This is a genomic window from Streptomyces sp. NPDC007084, from assembly GCF_040703595.1.
Lineage (GTDB): Bacteria > Actinomycetota > Actinomycetes > Streptomycetales > Streptomycetaceae > Streptomyces.
In genome coordinates this window covers 28756-53880 of the sequence record NZ_JBEYFY010000012.1, presented here as the reverse complement: position 1 = coordinate 53880, position 25125 = coordinate 28756, and the positions used below count along the sequence as shown (strand labels likewise).

The window sequence follows — 25125 nt, the reverse complement described above, 5'->3', positions numbered from 1 at the left end:
AGGGTGGGCCGGTGAGGATGCCTCACCGGCCCACCCTCTCGCCGGCCCACCCTCTCGCCGGCCCGTGGGCTCAGCGGGCCACCGGCGCGGCGGCCCGGTAGGTCCCGTGGGCTCAGCGGGCCACCGGTGCGGCGGCCGTGTACGTACGGCGGAGGAAGCGGATCAGCGCCTTCGCGTCGAACTGCACGACCGCCACCCCTTTCGGTGAATGGAATTCCAGGACGGCCTGCACCCGTCCGCACGGCCACACCCGCACGTCGCCGCTGCTGGCCGGGACGCGCAGCCCCTTCTCCAGGAGTTCGCGGGAGAACACCCACTCCTTGGGGCCCGGCAGGGTGATGTGCACCTGCGGCGGGTCGCTCTGCGGGTCGTAGCGGAGGGCCACCGGGACCGCCCGGTGTTCGTCCTCGGCGGAGTCGGCCGTGTCGGTGACGATGTGAGCGCGTGCGTACTGTTCGACGGCGTACATGAACCGACTCCTCACGCTGCGTAACCTGTGCGGAATGTGTGAATCCGTCACCATTCCAATGTCGCACATCTCACGGAAACCGCTCTCCGGCCGCCCGCGACCACCCCTCCATGCGCGCCCTGTCCTTCCTGACCGTCTTCCCGGTCGCGGCGCGCGCATGTACGAGACGCGGTGAGGTACCGGTCACGGTCGGCGCGGGCACCTTCGGCAAGTACTACGGGGCCCCGCCAACTATTGGAGGGTCCCTCGCTCTTGCAACCCATTCGCAAGTGGGCTCTATGATCGGACAGTGCATGTGCCTGATGGATTCATAGATGCCCCCGTCTCCGCCGCCGCGGGCGTGGTCGCCGCCGGCGCCGTCGCCGTGAGCCTGCGCGGAGCCCGCCGCGAACTGGACGAGCGGACCGCGCCGCTGGCCGGCCTGGTCGCCGCTTTCATCTTCGCCGTGCAGATGCTGAACTTCCCGGTCGCCGCCGGGACCAGCGGCCATCTGCTCGGCGGCGCGCTCGCCGCGATCCTCGTCGGCCCCTATACAGGGGTGCTCTGCGTCTCCGTCGTGCTGCTCATGCAGGGCATCCTCTTCGCCGACGGCGGCCTCACCGCGCTCGGCGTGAACATCACCGACATGGCCATCGTCACCACGGTCGTCTCCTACGTGATCTTCCGCGGCCTGGTGAAGGTGCTGCCCCGCAAGCGCCGCTCCGTCACCGTCGCGTCCTTCGTCGCCGCCCTGCTGTCCGTGCCGGCCGCCGCCGTCGCCTTCACCCTCATCTACGCGGTCGGCGGCACCACCGACGTCGCGATCTCCAAGGTCGCCACCGCGATGATCGGCGTCCACGTCCTCATCGGCATCGGCGAGGCCGTCATCACCGCGCTCACCGTGGGCGCCGTCATCGCCGTCCGCCCCGACCTCGTCTACGGGGCCCGCGGCCTCCGGCAGCGGCTCAAGCTGCGGGTCAACGGCGAACTCGTCGACACCCCCGACCCCTCCGCCGCGCCCGCCGCCGCTCCCGGGGCGTTCCCCGTCGCCGCCCGTTCCTCGCACCGCAAGGTGTGGATCACCGGCCTGGTCACCTCCCTCGTCCTGGCCGGGTTCGTCAGCTTCTACGCGTCCGCCAGCCCCGACGGCCTGGAGAAGGTCGCCAAGGACAAGGGCATCGACGCGAAGACCGAGAAGCACGCCACCGAGGACTCCTCGCCGCTCGCCGGATACGGCGTCAAGGACATCTCCGACGCCCGAGTCTCCGGCGGACTCGCCGGGGTGATCGGGGTCGGCGTCACCGTCGTCGCGGGCACCGGCGTCTTCTGGGCGCTGCGCAGGCGCCGTACGTCCGACGCCTCGCCCACCTCGCTGCCCGAAGGCGTCTGACATGGGGGCGGGCCACGCGCACAAGCTCTACCGGCACGGGCATTCGCCGGTGCACGGACTGCCGCCGCACACCAAACTCGCCGCGACCCTCGCCTTCGTGATCGTGGTCGTCTCCACGCCCCGCGAGGCGATGTGGGCGTTCGCGCTGTACGCCGTGCTGCTCGCGGCGGTCGCCCAGCGGGCCCGGGTACCGGCCGGGGTGCTGCTGAAGCGGCTGCTCATCGAGATCCCGTTCGTCGCCTTCGCGGTGCTCATGCCGTTCGTCGCCGAGGGCGAGCGGGTCGACGTCCTCGGCCTCTCGCTGAGCGTCAACGGGCTGTGGGGCGCCTGGAACGTGCTCGCCAAGGGCACCCTCGGCGTCGCCGCCTCCGTACTCCTCGCCTCCACCACCGAACTGCGCGAACTGCTCCTCGGCCTCCAGCGGCTCAGGCTCCCGCCGCTCCTCGTGCAGATCGCCTCCTTCATGATCCGCTACGGCGACGTCATCACCGACGAGATGCGGCGCATGCGCATCGCCCGCGAGTCCCGGGGCTTCGAGGCGAGCGGGGTGCGGCACTGGGGGGTGCTCGCGAAGTCGGCGGGCGCCCTGTTCATCCGCTCCTACGAACGCGGCGAGCGCGTCCACCTCGCCATGGTGAGCCGGGGCTACACCGGTTCCATGCCGGTCATCGACGAGGTGACCGCGTCCCGGGCGCAGTGGTCGTACGCCCTCGCCCTCCCGTTCGCCGCCCTCGTCGTGTGTGTGCTGGGATGGACGCTGTGATGTCTGCCGAACCCCCCGCGCCGTCCGCCGGCGCCGACGACCTGCCCGCCTCCCTGGAGGTCGCCGGCCTCGCCTTCGCCTACCCCGACGGCCATCAGGCCCTCTTCGGCGTCGACTTCACCATCGGGCGCGGCGAGCGGGTCGCGCTGCTCGGTCCGAACGGCGCCGGCAAGACCACCCTCGTGCTGCACCTCAACGGCATCCTGACCGGCGGCACCGGCACGGTGAGCGTGGCCGGACTGCCGGTCGGCAAGCGGCACATGGCGGAGATCCGGCGCCGGGTCGGCATCGTCTTCCAGGACCCGGACGACCAGCTCTTCATGCCGACCGTGCGGGAGGACGTCGCCTTCGGGCCGGCCGCCGCCGGGGTCAAGGGCGCCGAGCTGGAGGACCGCGTCCGTACCGCGCTGGAGCGGGTCGGCATGGCGGAGTTCGCGGACCGCCCCCCGCACCATCTGTCCTTCGGACAGCGGCGCCGGGTCGCCGTCGCGACGGTGCTGGCGATGGAACCGGAGATCCTCGTCCTCGACGAGCCCTCCTCCAATCTCGACCCCGCCTCCCGGCGCGAACTCGCCGACATCCTGCGCTCGTTGGACGTCACCGTCCTCATGGTCACCCACGACCTGCCGTACGCCCTCGAACTGTGCCCGCGCGCCCTCGTCCTCAGCGACGGGGTGATCGTGGCCGACGGGCGGACCGGCGACCTGCTCTCCGACGACGAGCTGATGCGCACCCACCGCCTGGAGCTGCCCTTCGGCTTCGATCCGCGGTCCGTGACAATGGGAGCGTGACGAGACAAGAGGACACCGTGCCCGGGGCCGTACGAGAGGACGTCGTGCACGGCACCGTCGCCGAGGGGTTCGAACCGGTCCGGGAGGCGTTCGCCCGTAACTTCGCGGCCCTCGGGGAGCGGGGCGCCGCCGTCACCGTGTACCGCGACGGGCACAAGGTCGTCGACCTGTGGGGCGGCGGCCGGGACGTCGACGGCACCGAGCCCTGGCACCCCGGCACCGCGCAGATCGTGCGCTCCGCGACCAAGGGCGTCGCCGCCGCCGCGATCCTGCTGCTCGCCCAGCGCGGGCTGCTCGACCTCGACGCGCCGGTCGCCGCGCACTGGCCCGCGTACAAGGCGCGCGGCAAGGAACACACCCGGGTCCGTGACCTGCTCACCCACCGGGCGGGCGTCCCGGTCCTCGACCGCCCGCTCACCCCCGCCGAGGCCGCCGACCCCGACGTCGCGGCGGCGGCCGTGGCCGCGCAGACACCGGCCTGGCGCCCGGGGGACGGCCACGGCTACCACGCGCAGACGTACAGCTGGCTGACCGGCGAACTGGTCCGGCGGGTCACCGGGCGGTCGATCGGCGCGTGGATCGCCGAGGAGATCGCCGGGCCGCTGGGCCTGGACCTGTGGGTCGGGCTGCCGCCCGAGCAGGCCGGCCGGGTGGGCCGGGTCGCGCAGGTCGAGGCGCCGCCCGCGCCCGGCGGCCTGCGGACCCGCCCCAAGCGCGCGGTCGTGGAGGCGTACGCCGACCCGGACAGCCTCACCCGCAGGGCCTTCGCCGCGATCACCCCGATGCCCGACGAGAACGACCCCGCCTACCGGGCCGCCGTCCTGCCCGCATCGAACGGCATCGCCACCGCCGACGGCCTCGCCCGCTTCTACGCCGCGCTCATCGGGGAGGTGGACGGCGTCCGCCTGTTCACGCCGGAGACGGCGGCGCTCGCGCGGACCGAACACTCCGCCGGGCCCGACAAGGTCCTGGTGGTCAGCACCCGCTTCGGCCTCGGCTACATGCTCCACGGCCCGGCCTCGCCGCTGCTCTCCCCGGCCTCCTTCGGCCACCCCGGCCGAGGCGGCCCCCTCGGCTTCGCCGACCCCGACTCGGGCATCGCCTTCGGCTACGTCACCAACGGCTTCCGCACGAGCGTGACGGCGGACGCCCGGGCCCAGGCCCTGGTACGGGCGGTGCGGACGGCGGTGGCGGGGTAGTTCGCAGGGACGGCCGGCCCGCCGGGGCCGTGGGGTGCCGGGCCGCGTGGGCGGTTGGGGTGCCGGGCCGCCAGGGCCGTTGGATCGCCGGCCCACCGGGGCCGCTGGAGTGCGGGCCGCCGGGGCCGCCGGAGTGACTCGCGGCTCCTGTCCGCTATCCCGTGTGCAGCATCAGCCCGATGCCCACCACCAGCAGGCCCGCCGCGGCGATGCGGGGTGCTCCGAAGCGTTCCTTGAAGAAGACCGCGCCGATGGCCGCGCCCACGATGATCGAGGACTCGCGCAAGGCCGCGATCGGGGCGAGTTCGGCGCGGGTCTGGGCCCACAGGACCAGTCCGTACGCCGCGACCGACAGCGCCGCGCCGAGGAAGCCGACCGCCGCGACCGGCCTCAGCACCCTCACCGTCTCGCCCCGCCACCGGTGGATCGCGTACGCCGGGATCACGATGCCCTCGGCCGCCATCAGCCAGGCGATGTAGCCGAGGGAGCTGCCCGAGGCGCGTACGCCCAGGCCGTCCACGACGGTGTACGCGGCGATCGAGGCGCCCGTCGCGAGGGCCGCGCCGATCGCGGCCCAGTTGGGGCGCCGCCCGCGCAGGCCCCACAGCGCGACCCCGGTCAGCCCCGCGCAGGACAGGGCGACCCCGGCGGCGGCCCACCCGTCGGGCACCTCGTGCGCGAAGACCGCCGCGAGGACCGTGACGATCAGCGGAGCGGTGCCGCGCGCGATGGGGTAGGCCTGCCCGAAGTCGCCGAGCCGGAAGGAGCGCATCAGCAGGACGTAGTACGCGATGTGGATGAGCGCGGAGGCGGCCAGGTACGGCCACGCCCCGGACGCCGGGAACGCCACGAACGGGACCATGGCCAGGCCGATCAGCATGCCGCCGCCGGCGATCAGCGTGAAGCCGACGAGCTTGTCGGTGATGCGGTGCGCGATCGCGTTCCAGCAGGCGTGCGTGACGGCGGCGAGCAGCACCGCCGAGGTGACGAGCGGTGTCATACGGTGCGCTCGCGCACGTCCACCAGCGTGCCGCCCGCGTGGGCGACCAGGCTCTCGGGGTCCATCGGGAACACGGTGTGCGGGGTCCCGGCCGCGGCCCACACGGTGGTGTGGCCGAGGAGCGAACGGTCGGCCAGGACACGGGTCTTGGTCCGGTGCCCGAAGGGCGGCACCCCGCCGATCGCGTATCCGGTGGTCTCCCGTACGAGGTCGGCGCGGGCCCGTGTCACCTTCTGGGCGCCCAGCTCCAGCCGGACGCGTTCCATGTCGACGCGGGAGGCGCCGTCCATGAGGACGAGCACGGGGACGCCGTCCGCCGCGAAGATCAGGGACTTGCAGATCTGGCTCAGCTCGCAGCCGATCGCGGCGGCGGCCTCGGCCGCGGTGCGGGTCGCGTCGGGGAAGCGCCGGACCCGCCCGGTCAGCTCGTCTAGCCCCAGCTCCCGCAGGGCTGCGGCGAACCGGGGGTGAACGGTGTCCTCGCCCGGGGACGCGGCTCCCGTGGCGTTCTCATCGGTGGCGGTCATGCCCAGCACGCTAGCGGCCGGTGTACGCGCCACGCGACCGGGTTCCAGTCCCACCGGAAACACCACAACGGGGCGCCCACGAGGGAGGCCGCGCCCACGAGGGAGGCCGCGTACACGAGGGAGGCCGCGTACACGGGGGACGGAGTCGGGGGGTCGTCCACGATGTTGTCCGCCGTGGTCAGCAGGTGTTCCAGCGCGCTACGGGCGGCCTGCTCCCGGTCCCGGGGAGGGCACGGTTAGCCGCCCGCCTTCAGCAGTGCCGCCACGATCGGGCCCGCCGTGTCGCCGCCGTGGCCGCCCTGCTGGACGACGCCCGCGGCGGCCAGGTCGCCCTTCCAGGCGGTGAACCAGCCGTTGGGCTGCTTCTGGTTGTCGACCTCGGCGGAGCCGGTCTTGGCGCCGTAGTCGGGGCCGAGGCCGGACATGGCCTCGGCGGCGGTGCCCGCGGCGGCCGTGTACCGCATGACCTCGCGGAGCTGGGAGAGCGTGGACGCGGACAGGGTGCGGGAGGCCTTGGCCAGGGTGCGGTGGTCGACGTCGGGGGAGACCAGGTAGGGCTGGTGGAAGGTGCCCGACTTGACCGTGGCGGCGACGGAGGCCATGTTCAGCGGGTTCATCCGGACCCCGCCCTGGCCCATCAGGGAGGCGGCCATCTGCGCCGCGCTCTGCACCGGCACCGACCCGTCGAACGACGGCACCCCGACGGACCAGTTGTTCCGGCTCAGCCCGAAGACCTGCTGGGCCTGCTTGGTCAGGTCGTCGTTCTTCAGCTTCTTCGCCTGGGTGATGAAGGCGGTGTTGCAGGACCGGGCGAAGCTCGCCTTGAACGTGCCGTCCTTGATCTCGAAGTCGTCGTCGTTGTGGAACTTCCAGCCGCCGTACGTCGCCGTCTTGGGGCAGGGGTGCGGCTTGTCGGCGGAGGCCAGGCCCTTGTCGAAGAGCAGCGAGGCGGTGATGACCTTCATGGTGGAGCCCGGGGCGAGGGAGCCCTGGAAGGCGGTGTTGAAGCCGTGCGAGGTGTTCGCCACGGCGAGGATCTCCCCGGTCGAGGGGCGCAGCACCACCACCGACGCCCGCTCCTTGGCGGCGACCTGGCGTTCGGCCTCCGCCTGGAGGGCCGGGCTGAGCGTGGTCCTCACCTTGCCCGGGGTGCCCTCGCCGAGCGTCAGGAGCGTCTTGTCGGGCGTCTTCTGGCCGCCCTTCTTCGCGGCCTTGCGGACCACGCGCAGTTCGACGCCGGCCTTGCCGCCGGCCGTCTTGCCGAACTTCTCGCGCAGCCCGTCCAGGACGGTGCCCAGCGACGGGTACTTGGCGGTGGTCAGTTCCCCGCCGTCCCGGTCGAGGGCGGTGATGGGCGGGGTCCCGGAGGCGCCGGTGACGAGCCGGTCGCCGTCCTGGAGATCCGGGTGGAGCACGGACGGCTTCCAGCCGACCAGGGCCGCCCCGTCCTTGGCCCGCCGGACGACGGTCAGCTTGGAGGCGTACGTCAACGGCTTGGACGTGCCCTGATAGCCGACGGTGGCCTTGACGGTGAACGGGACGTCGGGTCCGGCCGCCTTGCCGCCGGTGAGGGTGACGCCGCTGATGTGGGCGTCCTTGCCGTAGCCGGTCAGTGCGGCGGTGGCGGCGGCCGGGTCGTCGGTCGCGGCGGCGGCCCTGGCCAGGTCGCCGCTCTGCCAGGCGGTCAGGAAGGCGGTGGAGGCGGTGCGGATCTCGGTCGCCGTGAGCGGGCCCGTCCTGACGGCCTTGTGCGCGGCGCCGGTGGACCTCTCGTCCCCGGCCGCCGTCCCCCCGTAGAGGCTGTACGCCCCGAACGCGCCGCCGGCGACGACCACCGCGATCACTCCGCCGAGTACGGCGGGCCGTCTGGTCCTCGGCCGCTCGGCGACACGTCTTCTCTTGCCCACGGCTGATCGTCCTCCGCTGTCCCCGGATACCCTGCGGCGCCCCCGCGCCTCTCGCTCCTCAACGAGATGCCCCACCCTAGGGTCCCGCCCCGCCTCCCGTGACCTCAGCCACCCGTTCGTAGCACTGCTGCGACGATCGGGCCGGCCGCGTCGCCGCCGTGGCCGCCCTGCTGGGTCATGGCGGCTGCGGCGATGTCGTTGCGGTAGCCGGTGAACCAGCTGTTCGACACGGCCTGTCCGTCGACCTCGGCGGAGCCGGTCTTGGCGCCGATGCTGCCGCCGAGCCCGGCCATCACCTGGGCCGCGGTGCCGCTGACCGCCGTGCGGTTCATCATCGCCCGGAGCTGGGCGACCGTACCGGCGGACAGGCCCTGCGCGGTGGCCAGTTGCCGGCCGTCGAGGGAGGGCGCCACGATGACCGGCTGCCGGAAGACGCCCGTCATCGCGGTGGCCGTCACCGACGCCATGTTGAGCGGGCTCATCTGGACCTGGCCCTGGCCGATCATGTTGGCCGCCGTGTCCGGGCCGCCGGAGGCGGGCACCGAGCCGTCGAAGGACTCGATTCCGGTCTTCCAGTCGTTCCGGCCGAGCCCGAAGCGCCGCTCGGCCTCGTTGGTCAGCGTGTCGACCTTCATGTCGTCGGCGTACTTCACGAACGCGGTGTTGCAGGAGCGGGCGAAGCTGTCGGAGAGGGTGGCGTTCTCCTGCGGCTGCATGCCCGTGAGATTGTGGAAGGTCTGGCTCTGCCAGACCGCCGCGGCCGGGCAGGGCGCGGGTCCGGTCGACGTGGTGATGCCGTTGTCGATGAGGGCCGCCGCGCTGATGATCTTCATGGTGGAGCCGGGGGCGAGCTTGCCGAGGAAGGCCGCGTTGAAACCGTCCTGGCGGTGGTTGGCGACGGCCAGCACCTCGCCGGTGCTGGGCTTGACCGCCACGACCGAGGACTCCGCGTACCGCTGGACCGCCTTCTCGGCGGCGGCCTGCGCGCTCGCGCTGAGCGTCGTACGGACCTTGCCGGGGCGCCCCTCGGCGAGGGTGGCCAGCGTGGTGTCGGGGTTCTCGGTGGTGCCGTGGTGGATGGCCAGCTCGATACCCGGCGTGCCGCCCGCCTTGTCGCCGTACTTGCCGCGCAGCGCGTCCAGGATCGGCCCGAGCGAGGGGTAGTCGTCCTTCGTCAGGACAACGTTGTTCCGGTCCACGGCCTCGATCGCCGGACTCTGCGACTCGCCCGTGACCAGCGTGTCCCCGTCCTTGAGCCGCGGGTGCACGACGGACGGCTTCCAGTCCACCAGCGCCTTGCCGGTGGTCTCCCCGCGCACCACGGTCAGCCGGGAGCCGTACGCGAGGGGCTTGCTCTTCCCCTCGTACGACACCGTCGCCCGTACGGAGAACGGCACCGTCGCCCCCTTCGCCGCGCCCGGGGTGATCCGCACGTGGGTCAGGTGCGCGGTGTCCCGGTATCCGGCGAGCAGGCTCTCGGCGCCGGCCTGGTAGTTCGTGAGCGCCGCCGCCTCCGCCGCGTCGCCCTTCTCCCAGGCCGCGAAGAAGGCGCGGCTGGTCTCCTTGATCTCGGCGCCGCTCGGCGGCCCGGTCTTCACCGGCGCCGGCCCGGCGGTCCCGGTGTCCCCGCTGACCGCGGTGACGAAGTTGTACGCCCCGTATCCGGCGCCCCCCAGCAGGACGGCGAACACACTGCCGACGACGGCAGCCTTGGCCCCCTTGCGCATCGCGCGATTCCCTCCCCGTGAACCCTTCCCCGAACTTCTGAACGCGTTCAGAAAAGCCGCTCTCCTCGAACCCTAAGGGCGGGTGGGGCCCTTGTGACAGCGGTTTCTCCGAATCGTTAGCCCGGGGCGGGCCGTTATAGGTGCGAACGCCATCTATCGCCGGGGACGGATGCGACGCGCGAAGGGGCCCGGCGCGGCGCCGGGCCCCTTCATCACGTGCGTGCGGCTATACCCACGTATCCAGCCACATCCGCGACCGCCACTGGTCGATCGGGATCGCCGTGCCCGTGTACAGGGGCCAGAAGTAGATGAAGTTCCAGGTGATCAGGAGGACCAGGACGCCTGCCGCTGCGGCGCCGGCGACTCGGCGGCGTTCTGTCGCGCCCGGGGGGCCGAGGATCGCGCCGATCATCATCGTGACCGCCAGGCACAGGAACGGCACGAAGACGATCGCGTAGAAGAAGAAGATCGTGCGCTCCTGGTACAGGAACCAGGGGAGGTAGCCGGCCGCCACGCCGCAGGCGATCGCGCCCGCCCGCCAGTCGCGGCGGAACGCCCAGCGCCACAGCACGTACAGGATCGCGAAGCAGGCCGCCCACCACAGCAGCGGGGTGCCGAGGGCCAGGACTTCGCGGGCGCACTTGTCGCCCGCGTCGGAGGGGCAGCCGTCCTTGCCGGGCAGCGGGGACTCGTAGAAGTAGGAGACCGGGCGGCCGAGGACGAGCCAGCTCCACGGGTTGGACTGGTAGGTGTGCGGCGAGGAGAGGCCGACGTGGAACTTGTAGACCTCGTGCTCGTAGTGCCACAGGCTGCGCACCCAGTCGGGGAGGAACGTCCAGGTTCCGCCCCGGCCGTCGGTCGCCGCCCAGTTCCGGAAGTAGCCGCCGCTGCCGTCGGCCGGCGACAGGATCCAGCCGGTCCAGGAGATCAGGTACACCGCCAGCGCGACCGGCACCGTCGCCAGGAACGTGATGCCGGTGTCGTGCTTGAGGGCCGCCGTGTACGGGTGACGGGCACCGGCGACCCGGCGCGAGGCCGCGTCCCACAGCACCGCCATCACACAGAACGCGGCCAGCACGTACAGGCCGTTCCACTTCGTGCCGATGGCCAGGCCCAGCATCAGGCCGGCCGTCCAGCGCCAGGGGCGCCAGCCGAGGCGGGTGGTCTCGGCGGTCGCCGCGTCGGGGCGGGCCGTGCCGTCCTCGTCGACGGGCAGCGCCGCGGCCAGCCGGGCCCGCGCCTTGTCCCGGTCGATGACCAGGCAGCCGAACGCCGCCAGCACGAAGAACATCAGCACCCCGTCGAGCAGCGAGGTGCGGCTCATCACGAAGTGCAGGCCGTCCACCGCCATCAGCGCGCCCGCCAGGCAGCCGAGGAACGTCGACCGGAACAGCCGCCGCCCGATCCGGCACAGCAGCAGCACCGACAGCGTGCCGAGCACCGCCGTCATGAACCGCCAGCCGAAGGGGTTGAACCCGAACATCCACTCGCCGAGCCCGATGACGTACTTGCCGACCGGCGGGTGCACCACATAGGCGGCGTCGGTGGGGACGCGCACGTTGCCGTTGCCCTGGAGGACCAGGTCGTTGGCGTCCTTGGCCCAGTTGACCTCGTAGCCGCGGTGGATGAGCGCCCAGGCGTCCTTCGCGTAGTACGTCTCGTCGAATATCACCGCCTTCGGGCTGCCCAGGTTCCAGAACCGCAGCAGCCCGGCGAACAGGGTCACCAGGAGCGGGCCGCCCCACCCCGACCAGCGGTGGAAGCGGTCGGCGACCTCCTGACGCAGGCCGAGGGACGCCCAGATCCGCGACCCTGGCTCCGGGTACGGCGGTACGAGCCGGTCGCGCACATCGCTTCGGGGCGGCGCCGTGTAGCCGAATCGGCGCAGCCGCCGCTGCCACGACGGCCGCTGATCGTCGGCGGCCTGGCCCTGCCGGGTGTCCGTGGAGGACGCGGTACTGGTCACCGCGCCATCGTAGGGAACCCGTCTGTGGGAGTCCCGTGCCCGGGCCCTTCCGGTCGGATGAGCTTGTCGGACGGTACCCCTGCGAGGATGGGACCGTGACAGGAATCCTTGTGTTGGCAGGCACCCCCATCGGCGACATCTCGGACGCGCCGCCACGGCTCGCCGCGGAACTGGCCGGGGCCGATGTCGTCGCCGCCGAGGACACCCGCAGGCTGCGCCGGCTCACCCAGGCCCTCGGCGTCCAGACGTCCGGCCGCGTCGTCTCCTACTTCGAGGGCAACGAGGCCGCCCGCACCCCGGAGCTGGTCGAGGCGCTGGCCGGCGGGGCCCGGGTGCTGCTGGTGACCGACGCCGGGATGCCCTCCGTGTCGGACCCCGGCTACCGGCTGGTCGCCGCCGCCGTCGAGAAGGACATCAAGGTCACCGCCGTACCGGGCCCCTCCGCGGTGCTCACCGCGCTCGCCCTGTCCGGGCTGCCCGTCGACCGGTTCTGCTTCGAGGGCTTCCTGCCCCGCAAGTCCGGCGAACGCCTCTCCCGGCTCCGGGAGGTCGCCGAGGAGCGCCGCACGCTCGTCTACTTCGAGGCCCCGCACCGCCTGGACGACACCCTCGCCGCGATGGCCGAGGTCCTCGGCAGCGGACGCCGCGCCGCCGTCTGCCGCGAGCTGACCAAGACGTACGAGGAGGTCAAGCGCGGCCCGCTCGGCGAGCTGGCCGCCTGGGCGGCCGAGGGGGTGCGCGGCGAGATCACCGTGGTCGTCGAGGGAGCCCCCGACAAGGGCGCCGGGGAACTGGACGCGGCCGAGCTGGTGCGCAGGGTGCGGGTGCGCGAGGAGGCGGGGGAGCGGCGCAAGGAGGCCATCGCCGCGGTCGCCGCCGAGGCCCGAATTCCCAAACGCGACGTCTTTGATGCCGTCGTCGCGGCAAAGAACGCCGCCCGAACCGCCCCATAGAAGGGCAAAGGACCACCGCCGAAGGCAAAGCCCAGGCCGCCCGGCGGGCCGCCGCGACAAGGAACGGCCAAGACGGCTCCAACACTCGACAGGACGGATGCGTTCGCGGCGGCGGAAGCGTCCACTGGATGAAGGGACGCACCCGTCCCTCGCCTCCGGAGCATCGGCGCGGTTCGCCTCGGTGGAATCCGCCCGGGTGGAACCCGTCCCGGTGGAACCCGTCCCGGCGGAATCCACGGGGAACCCGCCGATGGTGATGCCGGAGGTGCTTGTCCAGCGGACAAGAGGAGCAGTCGGAAATGAGTGAGACCACAGGACAGGCCGGCGGTATCGCCGCAGGTCAGGTCACCGAACGGACCGGTCGGCGCGACACCGCGGCGGCCGTCGCCCACGAATCGTATTCCTTCGCCTGCATGCGCTGCGGGCACGGCTGGGAGCAGTCCTACGCGATCGAACACCACCGCGACGCGGAGGGCGCCGAGTTCGTGACCTACGTGGCGGACGGCCAGGTCGTGCCGTCGCCGCTCAGCCGTCCTTCCTGCCTGTACTGCGACAGCCACGTGGTGCGCATCATGCGCGCCGGCCAGGTGTCCTCCGTCCTCGACTCCCTGCACTCCGTGAGCAAGCCCCGGCCGGTGACGCGGCGGTCCGGGGAGGGCGCCGAGGGGTCCAAGGCCGGTGCCGACGAGGCCGAGGGGGCGGTCCCGGCCCCGGGCGGCTCCTCCGAGGCGACGCCCAAGGAACCCCACCACTGGCAGCTGTCGGACCTCCTGCACCCGTTCCAGCACCGCAAGGCGAGCTGAGAGCGGGCCTCACCCGCGTGAGTGACGGCATGCCCCTTCGTAGGATCGGGGCATGCCTTCCTCCGCCTCCGGCACCCCCGGCGCCACCGACAAGAACGCCGCGCCCCCGCTCCCCGAGCCCCTGCGTGTCCCCGTCGCCGACTCGCACACCCATCTCGACATGCAGTCCGGCACGGTCGAGGAGGGCCTCGCCAAGGCCGCGTCGGTGGGCGTCACGACCGTCGTCCAGGTCGGCTGCGACCTGAACGGCTCCCGCTGGGCCGCCGAGACCGCCGCCGCGTACGACGCCGTCCACGCCACCGTCGCCCTGCACCCCAACGAGGCGCCCCGCATCGTGCACGGCGACCCGGACAACTGGTCACGGCGGGGCGACCGGCAGCCCGGCGGGGAGGCCGCGCTGGACGAGGCGCTCGCGGAGATCGACCGCCTGGCCGCGCTTCCGCAGGTCAAGGGCGTCGGCGAGACCGGACTCGACTACTTCCGCACCGGCCCCGAGGGCAAGGCGGCCCAGGAGCGCTCCTTCCGCGCCCACATCGAGATCGCCAAGCGGCACGGCAAGACCCTGGTCATCCACGACCGGGACGCCCACGCCGACGTGCTGCGCGTCCTCAAGGAGGAGGGCGCCCCCGAACGGACCGTCTTCCACTGCTACTCCGGCGACGCCGCCATGGCCGAGGTCTGCGCCCGCGCCGGCTACTTCATGTCCTTCGCCGGCAACATGACCTTCAAGAACGCCCAGCCGCTGCGCGACGCGCTCGCGGTGGCCCCGCTCGACCTCGTCCTGGTCGAGACGGACGCGCCCTTCCTGACGCCCGCGCCGTACCGCGGACGGCCCAACGCGCCGTATCTCGTTCCGGTCACGGTGCGGGCCATGGCCGCGGTGCGGGGCATCGACGAGGACACCCTCGCGACCTCGCTCTCCGCCAACACCGCGCGCGCATTCGATTACTGAGCGATAACGGTCCCGGGGGTTCTCCCTGGTCAGGGGCGTGTCCCGGACGGGGGAGTGTCGCGACACAGCGTAGTCACGTTGCTTGGGAGAGTGACGGCCGCTCCGCTAGGTTCTGGTCGCCCGATCCGGACCCCCTGGAGCGTGTCGTCGTGAGCAGCTCGCGGTACGAGCAGTACGAGACGTACGGACCGACGGAGACGTACGGACCGACCGAGACGTACGGACCGACGGAGACGTACGGACCGACCGAGACGTACGGACCGACGTACGGACCCGCCGGTGGCGCCGACGCCACCACGGTCGTCGTCGCCCCCGGCCCCGCCGCCGTCCCCGGTGGTGTGTCCGCCGGTGCGGAGGCCGGCGCGGTGGAGTACGCGCGCTGGGAGCCGTACGGGCACCAGTACGCATCCGCATCCGCACCCGGACCCGGAGCAGGGCCTGGGAGCGAGTACGGGTCCGAGTACGGGCACGGGTACGCCGACACCTACCGTCCGGCGTACGAGGGGCGCCCCGCGTACGAGAGGCGCGCCCCCCGGCACGCCCTGCCGGACGCGGCCACCGCTCCCGCCGTGCCCACCGCCCCCACCACTCCCCCCGAGCCGCGCCTTCCGCGTCAGTACGGCGACACGGCCGCCGCCGCCCAGGCGGAGACGGTCGTGTTCGGGAACGGCGACCTCGGCCTCGCCCAGGCGGACACCGTCGTCCTCGCCGACGCGATCGCCCGTGCGGACACCGTCGTCGTCACCGTGCCCGACCCGGACGCCGCCCGCCTCGGTGCGGGTGACGGGGTCCGGCCGGCCGGCGGGCGGGCCGACGCGCGCCGCGCGGCCCGGCGCAGACGCGTCCCCGAGCGGCCCGAGGCGCTGCGCCGGCTGCTCCCGCAGGCGCTGGTCGTCGCCTTCCTGGCGGGCGGCACCACCGCGTTCGTCGCCAACGACAAGGCGATCGAGCTGAGCGTCGACGGCAGGCCGCGCACGCTGCACACCTTCGCGGACGACGTGACGGAGCTGCTCGCCGACGAGGGCGTGAAGGTCGGCCCGCACGACGTGGTCGCCCCGGCCCCCGGTACTCCGCTCTCCAGCGGTGACGAGGTCGCGGTGCACTACGGGCGGCCGGTGAGCCTGACCATCGACGGCACCCAGCGCCGGGTGTGGACGACCGCGCACACCGTCGAGGGGGCGCTCAGACAGCTCGGGGTGCGTGCCGAGGGCGCGTATCTGTCGGCCTCGCGCTCCCAGCCGATCGGGCGCGCGGGTCTGGAACTCGACGTGCGGACCGAGCGGACCGTCACCGTCCTGGCCGACGGCCGGGCCCGGACCATCCGGACGAACGCGGCGAGCGTCGGGGAGGCCGTCGAGGCGGCCGGCATCGCCCTGCACGGCCAGGACACCACCTCGGTCCCGGCCGGGAGCTTCCCGCGCGACGGGCAGACGGTCACCGTCCTGCGGATCACCGGGACCCGGGAGGTCCGCGAGGAGCCGATCCCCTTCGCGGTCCGGCGCACCGAGGACGCGTCGCTGTTCAAGGGCACCGAGGTCGTGGAGCGCCCGGGCCGGTTCGGGGCGCGGCGCGTCACGTACGCCCTGCGGACCGTCAACGGCGTACGGGAGAGACCGCGCCGTATCCGCGCCGAGGTCGTGCGCGAGCCGCGGGCGCAGGTGGTCAGGGTCGGTACGAAGCCGCACCCGGTGTCCGTCGGCGGCGCCGACCACCTGAACTGGTCCGGCCTCGCCGCGTGCGAGTCCGGCGGCCGGCCCGGCGCGGTGGACCCGTCCGGGACGTACGGGGGCCTCTACCAGTTCGACACGCGCACCTGGCAGTCCCTCGGCGGCACCGGCCGCCCGCAGGACGCGTCGGCCGCGGAACAGACCCTGCGCGCCAAGAAGCTGTACGTACGCCGGGGTTCGAGCCCCTGGCCCCACTGCGGCGCCCGCCTCCAGGGCTGAACCCCGGCGCGCTGCCGCCCGGCGGCTCCGGGCGGCCCGGGGGCGCTCCGGCCGGGAGAGGCGCGCCGGGGCGGACCCCTGACGGGGTGGACGCGCCCCGGGGCAGGTGAGGGGCGTGCGGCGGGCGGGCCCGTTCGCACCCGTACCCTTGGGGCGTGACCAGCCCCACCCCCGACGCCCTTCTGGGCCCCGCCGACGTCCGCGAACTCGCGGCAGCCCTCGGCGTGCGGCCCACCAAGCAGCGTGGCCAGAACTTTGTGATCGACGCGAACACGGTGCGCCGCATCGTGCGGACCGCCGAGGTGCGGCCCGACGACGTGGTCGTGGAGGTGGGACCCGGCCTCGGCTCGCTGACGCTCGGCCTGCTGGAGACGGCCGACCGGGTCGTCGCCGTCGAGATCGACGACACCCTCGCGAGTGCCCTGCCCGCGACGGTCGCCGCGCGCATGCCGGAGCGGGCCGACCGGTTCACGCTGGTGCACTCCGACGCCATGCAGGTCCGCGAACTCCCCGGCCCGCCCCCGACCGCGCTGGTCGCGAACCTCCCGTACAACGTCGCCGTGCCCGTCCTGCTGCACATGCTCGACACCTTCCCGACCATCGAGCGCACCCTCGTGATGGTCCAGGCGGAGGTCGCCGACCGGCTCGCCGCCGCGCCCGGCTCGAAGGTGTACGGCGTGCCCTCGGTGAAGGCCAACTGGTACGCGGAGGTCAAGCGCGCCGGGTCCATCGGGCGCAACGTCTTCTGGCCCGCCCCCAACGTCGACAGCGGGCTCGTCTCGCTCACCCGGCGTACCGAGCCGGTGTCCACGACCGCACCGAAGGGCGAGGTGTTCGCGGCGGTGGACGCGGCCTTCGCGCAGCGCCGCAAGACCCTGCGCGCCGCCCTCGCCGGATGGGCCGGCTCCGCCCCCGCAGCCGAGGCCGCGCTCGTCGCCGCCGGTGTCTCCCCGCAGGCCCGCGGGGAGTCCCTGACCGTCGAGGAGTTCGCCCGGATCGCGGAGCACCGCGGTGCCACCGGCACCGGGGAGGGCACCAGCGCCCGCCGCTACCGCGACGAGAACAGCCGGCACGGCGACAGCCCCCAGCACGGCGAGAACAGTCAGAGCGGCGGGAACGCCCAGCGCGAGGAGTCGAGCCAGTCGTGACGGAGTCGGTGACCGTACGCGTCCCTGCCAAGGTCAACGTCCAGCTCGCGGTCGGCGCCGCCCGCCCCGACGGCTTCCACGACCTGGCCAACGTGTTCCTCGCGGTCGGCCTCCACGACGAGGTCACCGCCACCCCGGCCGACGAGCTGCGCGTCACCTGCGCGGGCCCGGACGCCGGCCAGGTGCCCCTGGACCGTACGAACCTCGCGGCCCGCGCCGCCATCGAACTCGCCCGCCGGCACGGCGTCGAGCCCGCCGTGCACCTGCACATCGCCAAGGACATCCCCGTCGCCGGCGGCATGGCGGGCGGCAGCGCGGACGGGGCGGGCGCGCTGCTCGCCTGCGACACCCTGTGGGGCACGAACACCTCCCGCGAGGAACTCCTCGACATCTGCGCCGAGTTGGGTAGCGACGTGCCGTTCAGCCTGGTCGGCGGGGCGGCGCTCGGCACCGGCCGGGGCGAGTACCTGCGCCCCCTGGAGGTCGGCGGCACCTTCCACTGGGTGTTCGCGATGGCCGAGCGCGGGCTGTCGACCCCGGCGGTGTTCCGGGAGTTCGACCGGCTGCACGAGGGCGTCCCCGTCCCGGAGCCGGTCGCCTCGCAGGACCTGCTGGACGCGCTGGCGAAGGGGGACGCGGGGGCGCTCGCCCGTACCGTCTCCAACGACCTCCAGCCCGCCGCGCTCTCCCTCTTCCCGGCCCTCGCCGACACCCTCGTGGCGGGCCGCTCGGCGGGCGCGCTCGCCGCGCTCGTCTCCGGCTCGGGCCCGACCACGGCCTTCCTCGCCCCGGACGCGGTGGCCGCGCGGACCGTCGCCGAGGCGCTGAGCGCGTCCGGCACCTGCCGCACGGTCCGCGTCACCCGCTCCCCGGCACCGGGCGCGACCGTCCTGGCCTGACGGGCAGGACCGGGCCCGGCCTGACGGGCAGGACCGGGTCCGGTCACCGCGGGCCGATGTCCTTGGGCGGCCCAGGTGGCCGCGCCGACCCGGGCGGCCGGGGGCGGCCCGGGCTCGGACTACCCTTGAGGGTCGATCGTCCCCCTTGTCAGGAGAGAAATGGCCGTCAACCTGGTCAATGTCGAGTCCGTCAGCAAGGTGTACGGCACCCGTGCACTGCTCGACGGGGTCTCCCTCGGCGTCAGCGAGGGTGACCGGATCGGCGTGGTCGGCCGGAACGGCGACGGCAAGACCACCCTGATCCGCCTGCTGGCCAAGCTGGAGGAGGCCGACAGCGGACGCGTCACGCACTCCGGCGGCCTGCACACCGGCGTCCTCACCCAGCACGACTCCCTCGACCCCACGGCCACCGTCCGCCACGAGGTCATCCGCGACATGGCCGACCACGAGTGGGCCGGAAACGCCAAGATCAGGGACGTGCTGACCGGCCTCTTCGGCGGTCTCGACCTGCCCGGTTTCCCGCAGGGCCTGGACACCGTGATCGGGCCGCTCTCCGGCGGCGAGCGGCGCCGGATCGCGCTCGCCAAGCTGCTCATCGAGGAGCAGGACCTGATCGTCCTCGACGAGCCCACCAACCACCTGGACGTCGAGGGCATCGCCTGGCTCGCCCGGCACCTGCGCGAGCGCCGCTCCGCGCTCGTCTGCGTGACCCACGACCGCTGGTTCCTCGACCAGGTCTGCACCCGCATGTGGGACGTGCAGAAGGGCGCGGTCTACGAGTACGAGGGCGGCTACTCGGACTACGTGTTCGCCCGGGCCGAGCGGGAGCGGATCGCCGCGACCGAGGAGGTCAAGCGGCAGAACCTGGTCCGCAAGGAGCTGGCCTGGCTGCGCCGCGGCGCCCCCGCCCGCACCTCCAAGCCGCGCTTCCGCGTCGAGGCCGCCAACGAGCTGATCGCCGACGTGCCGCCGCCCCGCGACAAGAGCGAGCTGATGCGTTTCGCGGGCACCCGGCTCGGCAAGACGGTCTTCGAGCTGGAGGACGTCACCGTCCAGGCCGGCCCCAAGGTGCTGCTCAAGCACCTGACCTGGCAGCTCGGCCCCGGCGACCGGGTCGGCCTGGTCGGGGTGAACGGCGCGGGCAAGACCTCCCTGCTGCGCGCCCTGGCCGACGCCGCCCGCAGCGACGGCGAGAAGCAGCCCGCCGCGGGCCGGATCGTCACCGGCAAGACCGTCAAGCTCGCCTACCTCTCCCAGGAGGTCGCCGAACTCGACCCCACCTGGCGGGTCCTCCAGGCCGTCCAGTCGGTCCGCGACCGCGTCGACCTCGGCAAGGGCCGCGAGATGACCGCCGGCCAGCTCTGCGAGACGTTCGGCTTCAACAAGGAGAAGCAGTGGACGCCCGTCGGCGACCTCAGCGGCGGTGAGCGCCGGCGGCTCCAGCTCCTGCGCCTGCTGATGGACGAGCCGAACGTCCTCTTCCTCGACGAGCCCACGAACGACCTCGACATCGAGACCCTGACCCAGCTGGAGGACCTCCTCGATGGCTGGCCCGGCTCCATGATCGTGATCTCCCACGACCGTTTCTTCATCGAGCGCACCACCGACAACGTGTTCGCGCTGCTCGGCGACGGCACCCTGCGCATGCTGCCGCGCGGGATCGACGAGTACCTGGAGCGCCGCCGGACGATGGAGGAGGCCGCCGCGGCGGCCGTCCTCGCCGCCGCCCCCGCCCCCACGAAGTCCGCCTCGTCCGCCGACGCCCGGGCCGCCAAGAAGGAACTCCAGAAGATCGAGCGGCAGCTCGACAAGATCTCCGAGAAGGAGACCAAGCTGCACGCGCGGATCGCCGACAACGCCACGGACTTTGGGAAGGTCGCCCAACTCGACACCGAGCTGCGCGAGTTGGCCGGCGAGCGGGAAGAACTCGAAATGCGCTGGCTGGAGCTGGCCGAGGACGCGTGAGCCGGGGCGATCCCCGGGGGTGAGCCGCTGGTGGGTCACGGGTGAGGCACGGAGGCGTCCGTGGTCACGGGTGAGCCACGGAGGCGTCCGTCCGGCGTGACCGTCGGGCGCGCACGGCCCGTCGAGAGGGCGTGCGCCTCCCGGCGGGCGCCCCTGTGACCGGGAACACGCCCCGCCCCCGGCCGGGCGGTGCGCCCCTCGCCCGAGGGTGAACTCCCCGCGCGCGTATGGCGTGAAGGCCCCGTGAAGACGCGTAACAGCGACATCACAGCCCGGTTCTCCCTTGGGTACAGGGCGCGCACCGGCCCCCTGCCCGCGCCCCCCTCAGTGATAGAAAGAGCCGTCTGGGAACAGTCTGAGAACCACCGGGTGTGGCGGAAATCCAGCGCCGCCGATGGGCGCCACATCAGTGAAGAGGGGGAAGCGCTGATGAGTCAGCCGCCGAGTCAGCCGCCGCAGGGCGGGTTCGGAGCACCGCAGGACCAGCCGCCGACGGGCGGTTCGGGCACACCACAGGACCCGCGCGCACAGGGCGGTTTCGGTGCCCCGCAGAACCCGCCGCACAACCCGCCGCCGAGCGGCCCGCCGGGCACGCCCCCCAGCGCGCCCCCGCAGCCGGGCACGCCCCCGCCGCCGCACGGCACCCCGCCTCCGCCGGCGCCCGGTTACGGCTACCCGCAGCAGCCCGGCCCCTACGCGCAGCCCGGCCCGTACGGGCAGCAGCCGCAGCAGCCGGGCCCGTACGGGCAGCCGCAGCCGCCGGGCCCGTACGGCCAGCCCGGCCCCTACCAGCAGCCCGGCCCCTACGGCTATCCGCAGCAGCAGCCCGGCTACGGCTATCCGCAGCAGCCCACCTACCCGGGCGGACCCGGCACTCCGCCGCCCGGCGGTTCGAAGAACCCGTTCAAGGGCAGGCCCGCGCTCGTGATCGCCGCCGCCGTGGCCGCGCTGCTCGTCGTCGGCGGCACCGTGTGGGCCGTCAACAGCGGCGGGGACGACGAGAAGAAGCCCGTCGCGCGGCAGAGCCCGAGCGTGAGCCCGACGGCGTCCGCCTCGGACGACCCGGTCAACCCCGGCGACGGCAGCGGCGACGGAGGCTCGGACGACGAGGACCTGAACGCCGGGCGCGGGCCCGGCGAGTCGAAGGTGCTCTGGTACAAGTCGGCGCCGGACGCGCCCGCTTCCGGCGCGGACGCCCCCGGCCAGTGGATCACCGGCAAGACCGCGGTCAAGGCCGCCTACAAGCAGGTCCTCGCCTACCACACCGGCGACGGCAAGCCGGCCTGGGACGCGCTGACGTTCCCGCAGAAGATCTGCGCGGCCACCCCGCAGAAGACGTCCGACGACAAGGTCGTCATCGCGTACATGAGCGGTCCGAGCAGCAGCGCCAAGTGCAACCAGCTCCAGCAGATCGACCTGGACACCGGCGCCAAGGGCTGGAGCGGCAAGGTCGCCGACGGCGGTCTCTTCGACAGCGCGCTCTCCGTCGACCTGTCCATCACCGGCCACACCCTGACCGTCGGCCGCTCGATGTCCGGCACCGGATACGACGTCTCCAGCGGCAAGAAGCTGTGGGACAAGGAGAAGTACGGCCCGAGCTGCTTCCCCTCCGGGTTCGCGGGCGGCCCCAAGCTGATCTCCGTCGCCTCCTGCGGGGCCGGCAGCGACACCGAGCACGACGAGGTGCAGGAGCTGGACCCGGCCACCGGCCATGCGAAGTGGACCACGAAGATCCCCAAGGGGTGGAAGGTCCAGCGCGCCTACTCCGTCGACCCGGTCGTCCTCTACCTGACCAACGACGCCAAGAAGACCGTCAACGTCACGGCGCTGACGGCGGGCGGCGGCCTGCGCTCGCAGCTCAAGAGCGACGACGGCTTCGCGCCCGAGTGCGGCTTCGCGATCCTCAGCCGCGATCTGACCGGCTGCTTCGGCACCGCCGCCGACGCCGACACGCTCTACCTCCCCACCGACCAGAAGACCGGCGCCAACGAGGTCGTCGCGTTCGACCTCGCGACCGGCAAGGAGAAGTGGCGGGTCAAGTCCCCGGTGGACGCCACGATGATGCCGATGCGGACCGAGGGCGGCAGGCTCATCGCCTACGTCGAGGCGTCGTACAACGGCGGCGGACGCGTGGTGTCCGTGCCGACGAGCGGCAGCCACAAGCCGACCACGCTGCTCCAGAACCCGCAGGGCACGGCGAAGATCGAGAGCGGCTTCTACTCGAAGGCCGTCGACTACGTGGACGGGCGCTTCTACATCTCCACCACCCGGCTGACGGGCAACGACGAGGCGAAGGAGAAGCTGATGCTGGCCTTCGGCAAGTGACCGCAGCCCGCCTCCCGTTCCCGCGCGCCCCCCGCGCGCGCCGGCCCGCCGCCCCTTCGTCCCCCGAGGTACCCACGCCATGAGCCAGCCGCCCCCGCCACCCCCGAACCAGCCCCCGTCGAACCAGCCCCCGTCGAACCAGCCTCCGTCGAACGAGCCCCCGGCCGACCAGCCCCCGGCCGACCAGGCTCCGCCGAGCCCGTCCGCGCCGGAGCAGCCGGGCCGGCCCGCGCCGCTGGGGCTCCGGAAGGAGGGGGACCGGGACCGCGCGGAGGACTCCGGGACCCCGCAGGCCCCGGCCTCCGACGGCTCCTCGGCACCCCAGGCCCCGGCCTCCGACGGATCCCCGGCGCCCGGCGGCTCCTCCGCACCCCAGACCCCGGCGCCCGGCGGCTTCGGCGCCCCGCAGAGCCCGCCACCCGGCGGTTTCGGGGCTCCGCAGACCCCGGCGCCCGGCGGCTTCGGCGCCCCGCAGAGCCCGCCACCCGGCGGTTTCGGGGCTCCGCAGAGCCCGCCGGCCGGCGGTTTCGGCGCCCCGCAGGACCCGCCCCCCGGTGGTTTCGGCGCGCCCACGCCGCCTCCGCCGCCCGCGCAGGGCCCCGGCTACGGCTACCCGCAGACCGCGCCGCCCGCCGCCCCGCCCCAGCAGCCCTACGGCTACCCGCAGACCCCGCCCCCGGCCCAGCCCGGCTACGGCTACCCGGGCCAGCCGCAGGCCCCGTACGGCGCGCCCGGCCAGCCTCCCTACGGCGCACCGGGCCAGCCCGCGTACGGCGCCCCCGGCCAGCCCGGCACCCCCTACGGCTATCCGCAGACCGTGCCGATGCAGCAGCCCGCTCCCCAGGGCGGGGGCGCAGGGAAGTCCAACACCGCGATGGTGGTCATCATCGCGGCGGCCGTGGTGGCCCTCGCGCTGATCATCGGCGGGGGTGTCTGGTACGCGAACTCCTCCGGCAAGGACGACGACAAGAAGACCTCGGCCGCCTCGGGCGGCGACACCGGCGGCAAGGGCGGCGGCGACGCCAAGGGCACCGGCGGCACCTCGTCCGGCGGCCAGGAGAAGGCGCCGGCCAGCACCAGCTCCCACCCGCTGTTCCAGATCCCCGCGCCGGCGCTGCCCAAGAGCGACTCGAGCGTGACGACGGTCGGCTCCTGGCTCACCGACAAGGTGTACGCCAAGAGCGGGGTCGCCGAGATCAACGGCTACGACCCCGACTCCGGCGCCAAGACCTGGACCATCAAGCTCCCCGGCCCGGTCTGCCAGGCCAGCCGGCACACCACCGAGTCCGACCGCACGGCGATCATCTACGAGCCCGAGATGCCGACCAAGGCACAGCCCTCGCACGGCTGCAGCCAGCTCGCCGCCATCGACCTCGACGCCGGCAAGAAGCTCTGGACGCGGACGATCAAGTCCGGTGACCGGCCGATCAACCTCGACAACGTGACGGTCAGCGGCAACACGGTCGCGGCCGGCAGCACCAGTGGCGGCGGCGCCTTCGACATCTCCACCGCCAAGCCGCTGTGGGCCCCGAAGACCACCGACAGCTGCTACGACGCCGGTTACGCCGGCGGCCCGAAGCTGGTCGCGGTCCGCAAGTGCGGCGAGTACGGCAGCACGCGCCAGCTCCACATCCAGACCATCGACCCGAAGACCGGGAAGGTGATCTCCGAGTACAAGATGTCGCCCGGCATCGAGTACGCGAGCATCGTCTCCACCGACCCGCTGGTCGTGGCCGCCGACGTCGGCGACTCCGCCGGGGACGGCAGCGGCATCTCGGACTTCTTCTCCATCGACAACAAGACCGGCACGCTGCGCACCAGGATCTCCGCGCCGGGCAAGACGTACGCCGCCAAGTGCGACGGCATCACCCGGATCGAGTACTGCTCCTCGCTCGCCGTCGGCAACGACAGGCTGTACATCCCGACGGAGGAGCACGACGGCTCCGGCGACTACAGCCGGACCAACGAGATCGTCGCCTTCGACCTCGGCACCGGCAAGCAGACCGGCCAGCGCGCCGACGCGGGCGACGGCTACTCGATCACCCCGCTGCGCATGGACGGCACCAACCTGCTCGCGTACAAGCGTCCGCCGTACGACAAGGGCGGGCAGGTCGTCTCGATCGACGGCAGCTCGTTCAAGGCGACCACGCTGCTGGAGAATCCGTCGGACCAGGCGGTGCGGGACGTGGAGACCAGCATGCTCCCGGACTACGCCGAGATCCTCTACCACGACGGGCACCTCTACATGTCCCAGGTGTTCGCGCGCAAGCCGTCCACGACGGACGACAAGGAGTATCTGGCGATCGCCTTCGGAGCCAAGTAGCCCACGAAACGGACTCTTTCGTCCGGTTGACGTCGAGTCCGTTCGGTTGATGTCACGCCGCGGTCCCGTCCCTGCTCAGGGGCGGGACCGCAC

The 25125-nt window shown here is 73.1% G+C and carries 19 protein-coding genes; 13 read left to right on the top strand and 6 right to left on the bottom strand.

What is annotated here, in order from left to right:
• Window positions 1-112: 112 nt before the first annotated feature.
• Window positions 113-469 (bottom strand): SsgA family sporulation/cell division regulator, encoded by a 357-nt coding sequence (locus AB0912_RS13365; RefSeq protein WP_366698927.1) that lies wholly within the window; start codon window positions 467-469, stop codon window positions 113-115.
• Between the two features lie 289 nt (window positions 470-758).
• Between AB0912_RS13365 and AB0912_RS13360 the strand changes: the two genes are divergently transcribed.
• Genes AB0912_RS13360 through AB0912_RS13345 form a run of 4 tightly spaced genes read left to right on the top strand, consistent with a single transcriptional unit; the run spans window position 759 to window position 4591 of the window.
• Window positions 759-1838 carry an energy-coupling factor ABC transporter permease gene (locus AB0912_RS13360; protein ID WP_366698925.1) on the top strand — a complete coding sequence of 360 codons (1080 nt, stop codon included), beginning with the start codon at window positions 759-761 and terminating at the stop codon, window positions 1836-1838.
• 1 nt (window position 1839) lies between these two features.
• Window positions 1840-2601, top strand: a complete 762-nt coding sequence (gene cbiQ / locus AB0912_RS13355) for a cobalt ECF transporter T component CbiQ (protein ID WP_366698923.1) — start codon at window positions 1840-1842, stop codon at window positions 2599-2601.
• Window positions 2601-3392, top strand: a complete 792-nt coding sequence (locus AB0912_RS13350; protein WP_366698921.1) for an ABC transporter ATP-binding protein — start codon at window positions 2601-2603, stop codon at window positions 3390-3392. Before cbiQ ends, AB0912_RS13350 begins: the two co-directional genes overlap by 1 nt.
• The gene (locus AB0912_RS13345; protein ID WP_366698918.1) at window positions 3389-4591 is read left to right on the top strand and encodes a serine hydrolase domain-containing protein; all 1203 of its coding nucleotides are present in this window, start codon (window positions 3389-3391) and stop codon (window positions 4589-4591) included. Before AB0912_RS13350 ends, AB0912_RS13345 begins: the two co-directional genes overlap by 4 nt.
• A gap of 154 nt (window positions 4592-4745) precedes the next feature.
• Here AB0912_RS13345 and AB0912_RS13340 read toward each other — a convergent pair whose 3' ends face one another.
• From AB0912_RS13340 to AB0912_RS13320, 5 genes are all read right to left on the bottom strand, one after another.
• The gene (locus AB0912_RS13340; protein WP_366698916.1) at window positions 4746-5591 is read right to left on the bottom strand and encodes a DMT family transporter; all 846 of its coding nucleotides are present in this window, start codon (window positions 5589-5591) and stop codon (window positions 4746-4748) included.
• Complete coding sequence (locus tag AB0912_RS13335) at window positions 5588-6118, bottom strand: YbaK/EbsC family protein (RefSeq protein ID WP_366698914.1); 531 nt, start codon at window positions 6116-6118, stop codon at window positions 5588-5590. The genes AB0912_RS13340 and AB0912_RS13335 overlap by 4 nt, the downstream gene beginning before the upstream one ends.
• A 236-nt stretch (window positions 6119-6354) precedes the next feature.
• Complete coding sequence (locus tag AB0912_RS13330) at window positions 6355-8025, bottom strand: penicillin-binding transpeptidase domain-containing protein (RefSeq protein ID WP_366698912.1); 1671 nt, start codon at window positions 8023-8025, stop codon at window positions 6355-6357.
• A 104-nt stretch (window positions 8026-8129) separates the two neighbouring features.
• Window positions 8130-9752 (bottom strand): penicillin-binding transpeptidase domain-containing protein, encoded by a 1623-nt coding sequence (locus AB0912_RS13325; protein WP_366698910.1) that lies wholly within the window; start codon window positions 9750-9752, stop codon window positions 8130-8132.
• 226 nt (window positions 9753-9978) lie between these two features.
• The gene (locus tag AB0912_RS13320) at window positions 9979-11718 is read right to left on the bottom strand and encodes a phospholipid carrier-dependent glycosyltransferase (RefSeq protein ID WP_366698908.1); all 1740 of its coding nucleotides are present in this window, start codon (window positions 11716-11718) and stop codon (window positions 9979-9981) included.
• A 95-nt stretch (window positions 11719-11813) separates the two neighbouring features.
• On the opposite strand from AB0912_RS13320, the gene rsmI reads away from it, so the two are divergent.
• From rsmI to AB0912_RS13275, 9 genes are all read left to right on the top strand, one after another.
• On the top strand, window positions 11814-12671 hold the full coding sequence (rsmI, locus tag AB0912_RS13315) for a 16S rRNA (cytidine(1402)-2'-O)-methyltransferase (RefSeq protein WP_366698906.1): 858 nt from the start codon (window positions 11814-11816) through the stop codon (window positions 12669-12671).
• Between the two features lie 299 nt (window positions 12672-12970).
• Complete coding sequence (locus AB0912_RS13310) at window positions 12971-13474, top strand: hypothetical protein (RefSeq protein WP_366698903.1); 504 nt, start codon at window positions 12971-12973, stop codon at window positions 13472-13474.
• Between the two features lie 52 nt (window positions 13475-13526).
• Entirely contained in the window at window positions 13527-14426 is a 900-nt protein-coding gene (locus AB0912_RS13305) for a TatD family hydrolase (protein ID WP_366698901.1), read from the top strand.
• Between the two features lie 656 nt (window positions 14427-15082).
• Window positions 15083-16372 carry a ubiquitin-like domain-containing protein gene (locus AB0912_RS13300; protein WP_366699085.1) on the top strand — a complete coding sequence of 430 codons (1290 nt, stop codon included), beginning with the start codon at window positions 15083-15085 and terminating at the stop codon, window positions 16370-16372.
• Window positions 16373-16527: 155 nt separating this feature from the next.
• The gene (gene rsmA, locus AB0912_RS13295) at window positions 16528-17520 is read left to right on the top strand and encodes a 16S rRNA (adenine(1518)-N(6)/adenine(1519)-N(6))-dimethyltransferase RsmA (RefSeq protein ID WP_366698899.1); all 993 of its coding nucleotides are present in this window, start codon (window positions 16528-16530) and stop codon (window positions 17518-17520) included.
• Window positions 17517-18419, top strand: coding sequence for a 4-(cytidine 5'-diphospho)-2-C-methyl-D-erythritol kinase (locus AB0912_RS13290; RefSeq protein WP_366698897.1), 903 nt, complete (start codon window positions 17517-17519; stop codon window positions 18417-18419). Before rsmA ends, AB0912_RS13290 begins: the two co-directional genes overlap by 4 nt.
• 159 nt (window positions 18420-18578) lie before the next feature.
• On the top strand, window positions 18579-20384 hold the full coding sequence (locus AB0912_RS13285; protein WP_366698895.1) for an ABC-F family ATP-binding cassette domain-containing protein: 1806 nt from the start codon (window positions 18579-18581) through the stop codon (window positions 20382-20384).
• Window positions 20385-20813: 429 nt separating this feature from the next.
• Window positions 20814-22709, top strand: coding sequence for a PQQ-binding-like beta-propeller repeat protein (locus tag AB0912_RS13280; protein WP_366698893.1), 1896 nt, complete (start codon window positions 20814-20816; stop codon window positions 22707-22709).
• 79 nt (window positions 22710-22788) lie between these two features.
• Window positions 22789-25032, top strand: a complete 2244-nt coding sequence (locus AB0912_RS13275; protein WP_366698891.1) for a PQQ-binding-like beta-propeller repeat protein — start codon at window positions 22789-22791, stop codon at window positions 25030-25032.
• Window positions 25033-25125 lie beyond the last annotated feature (93 nt).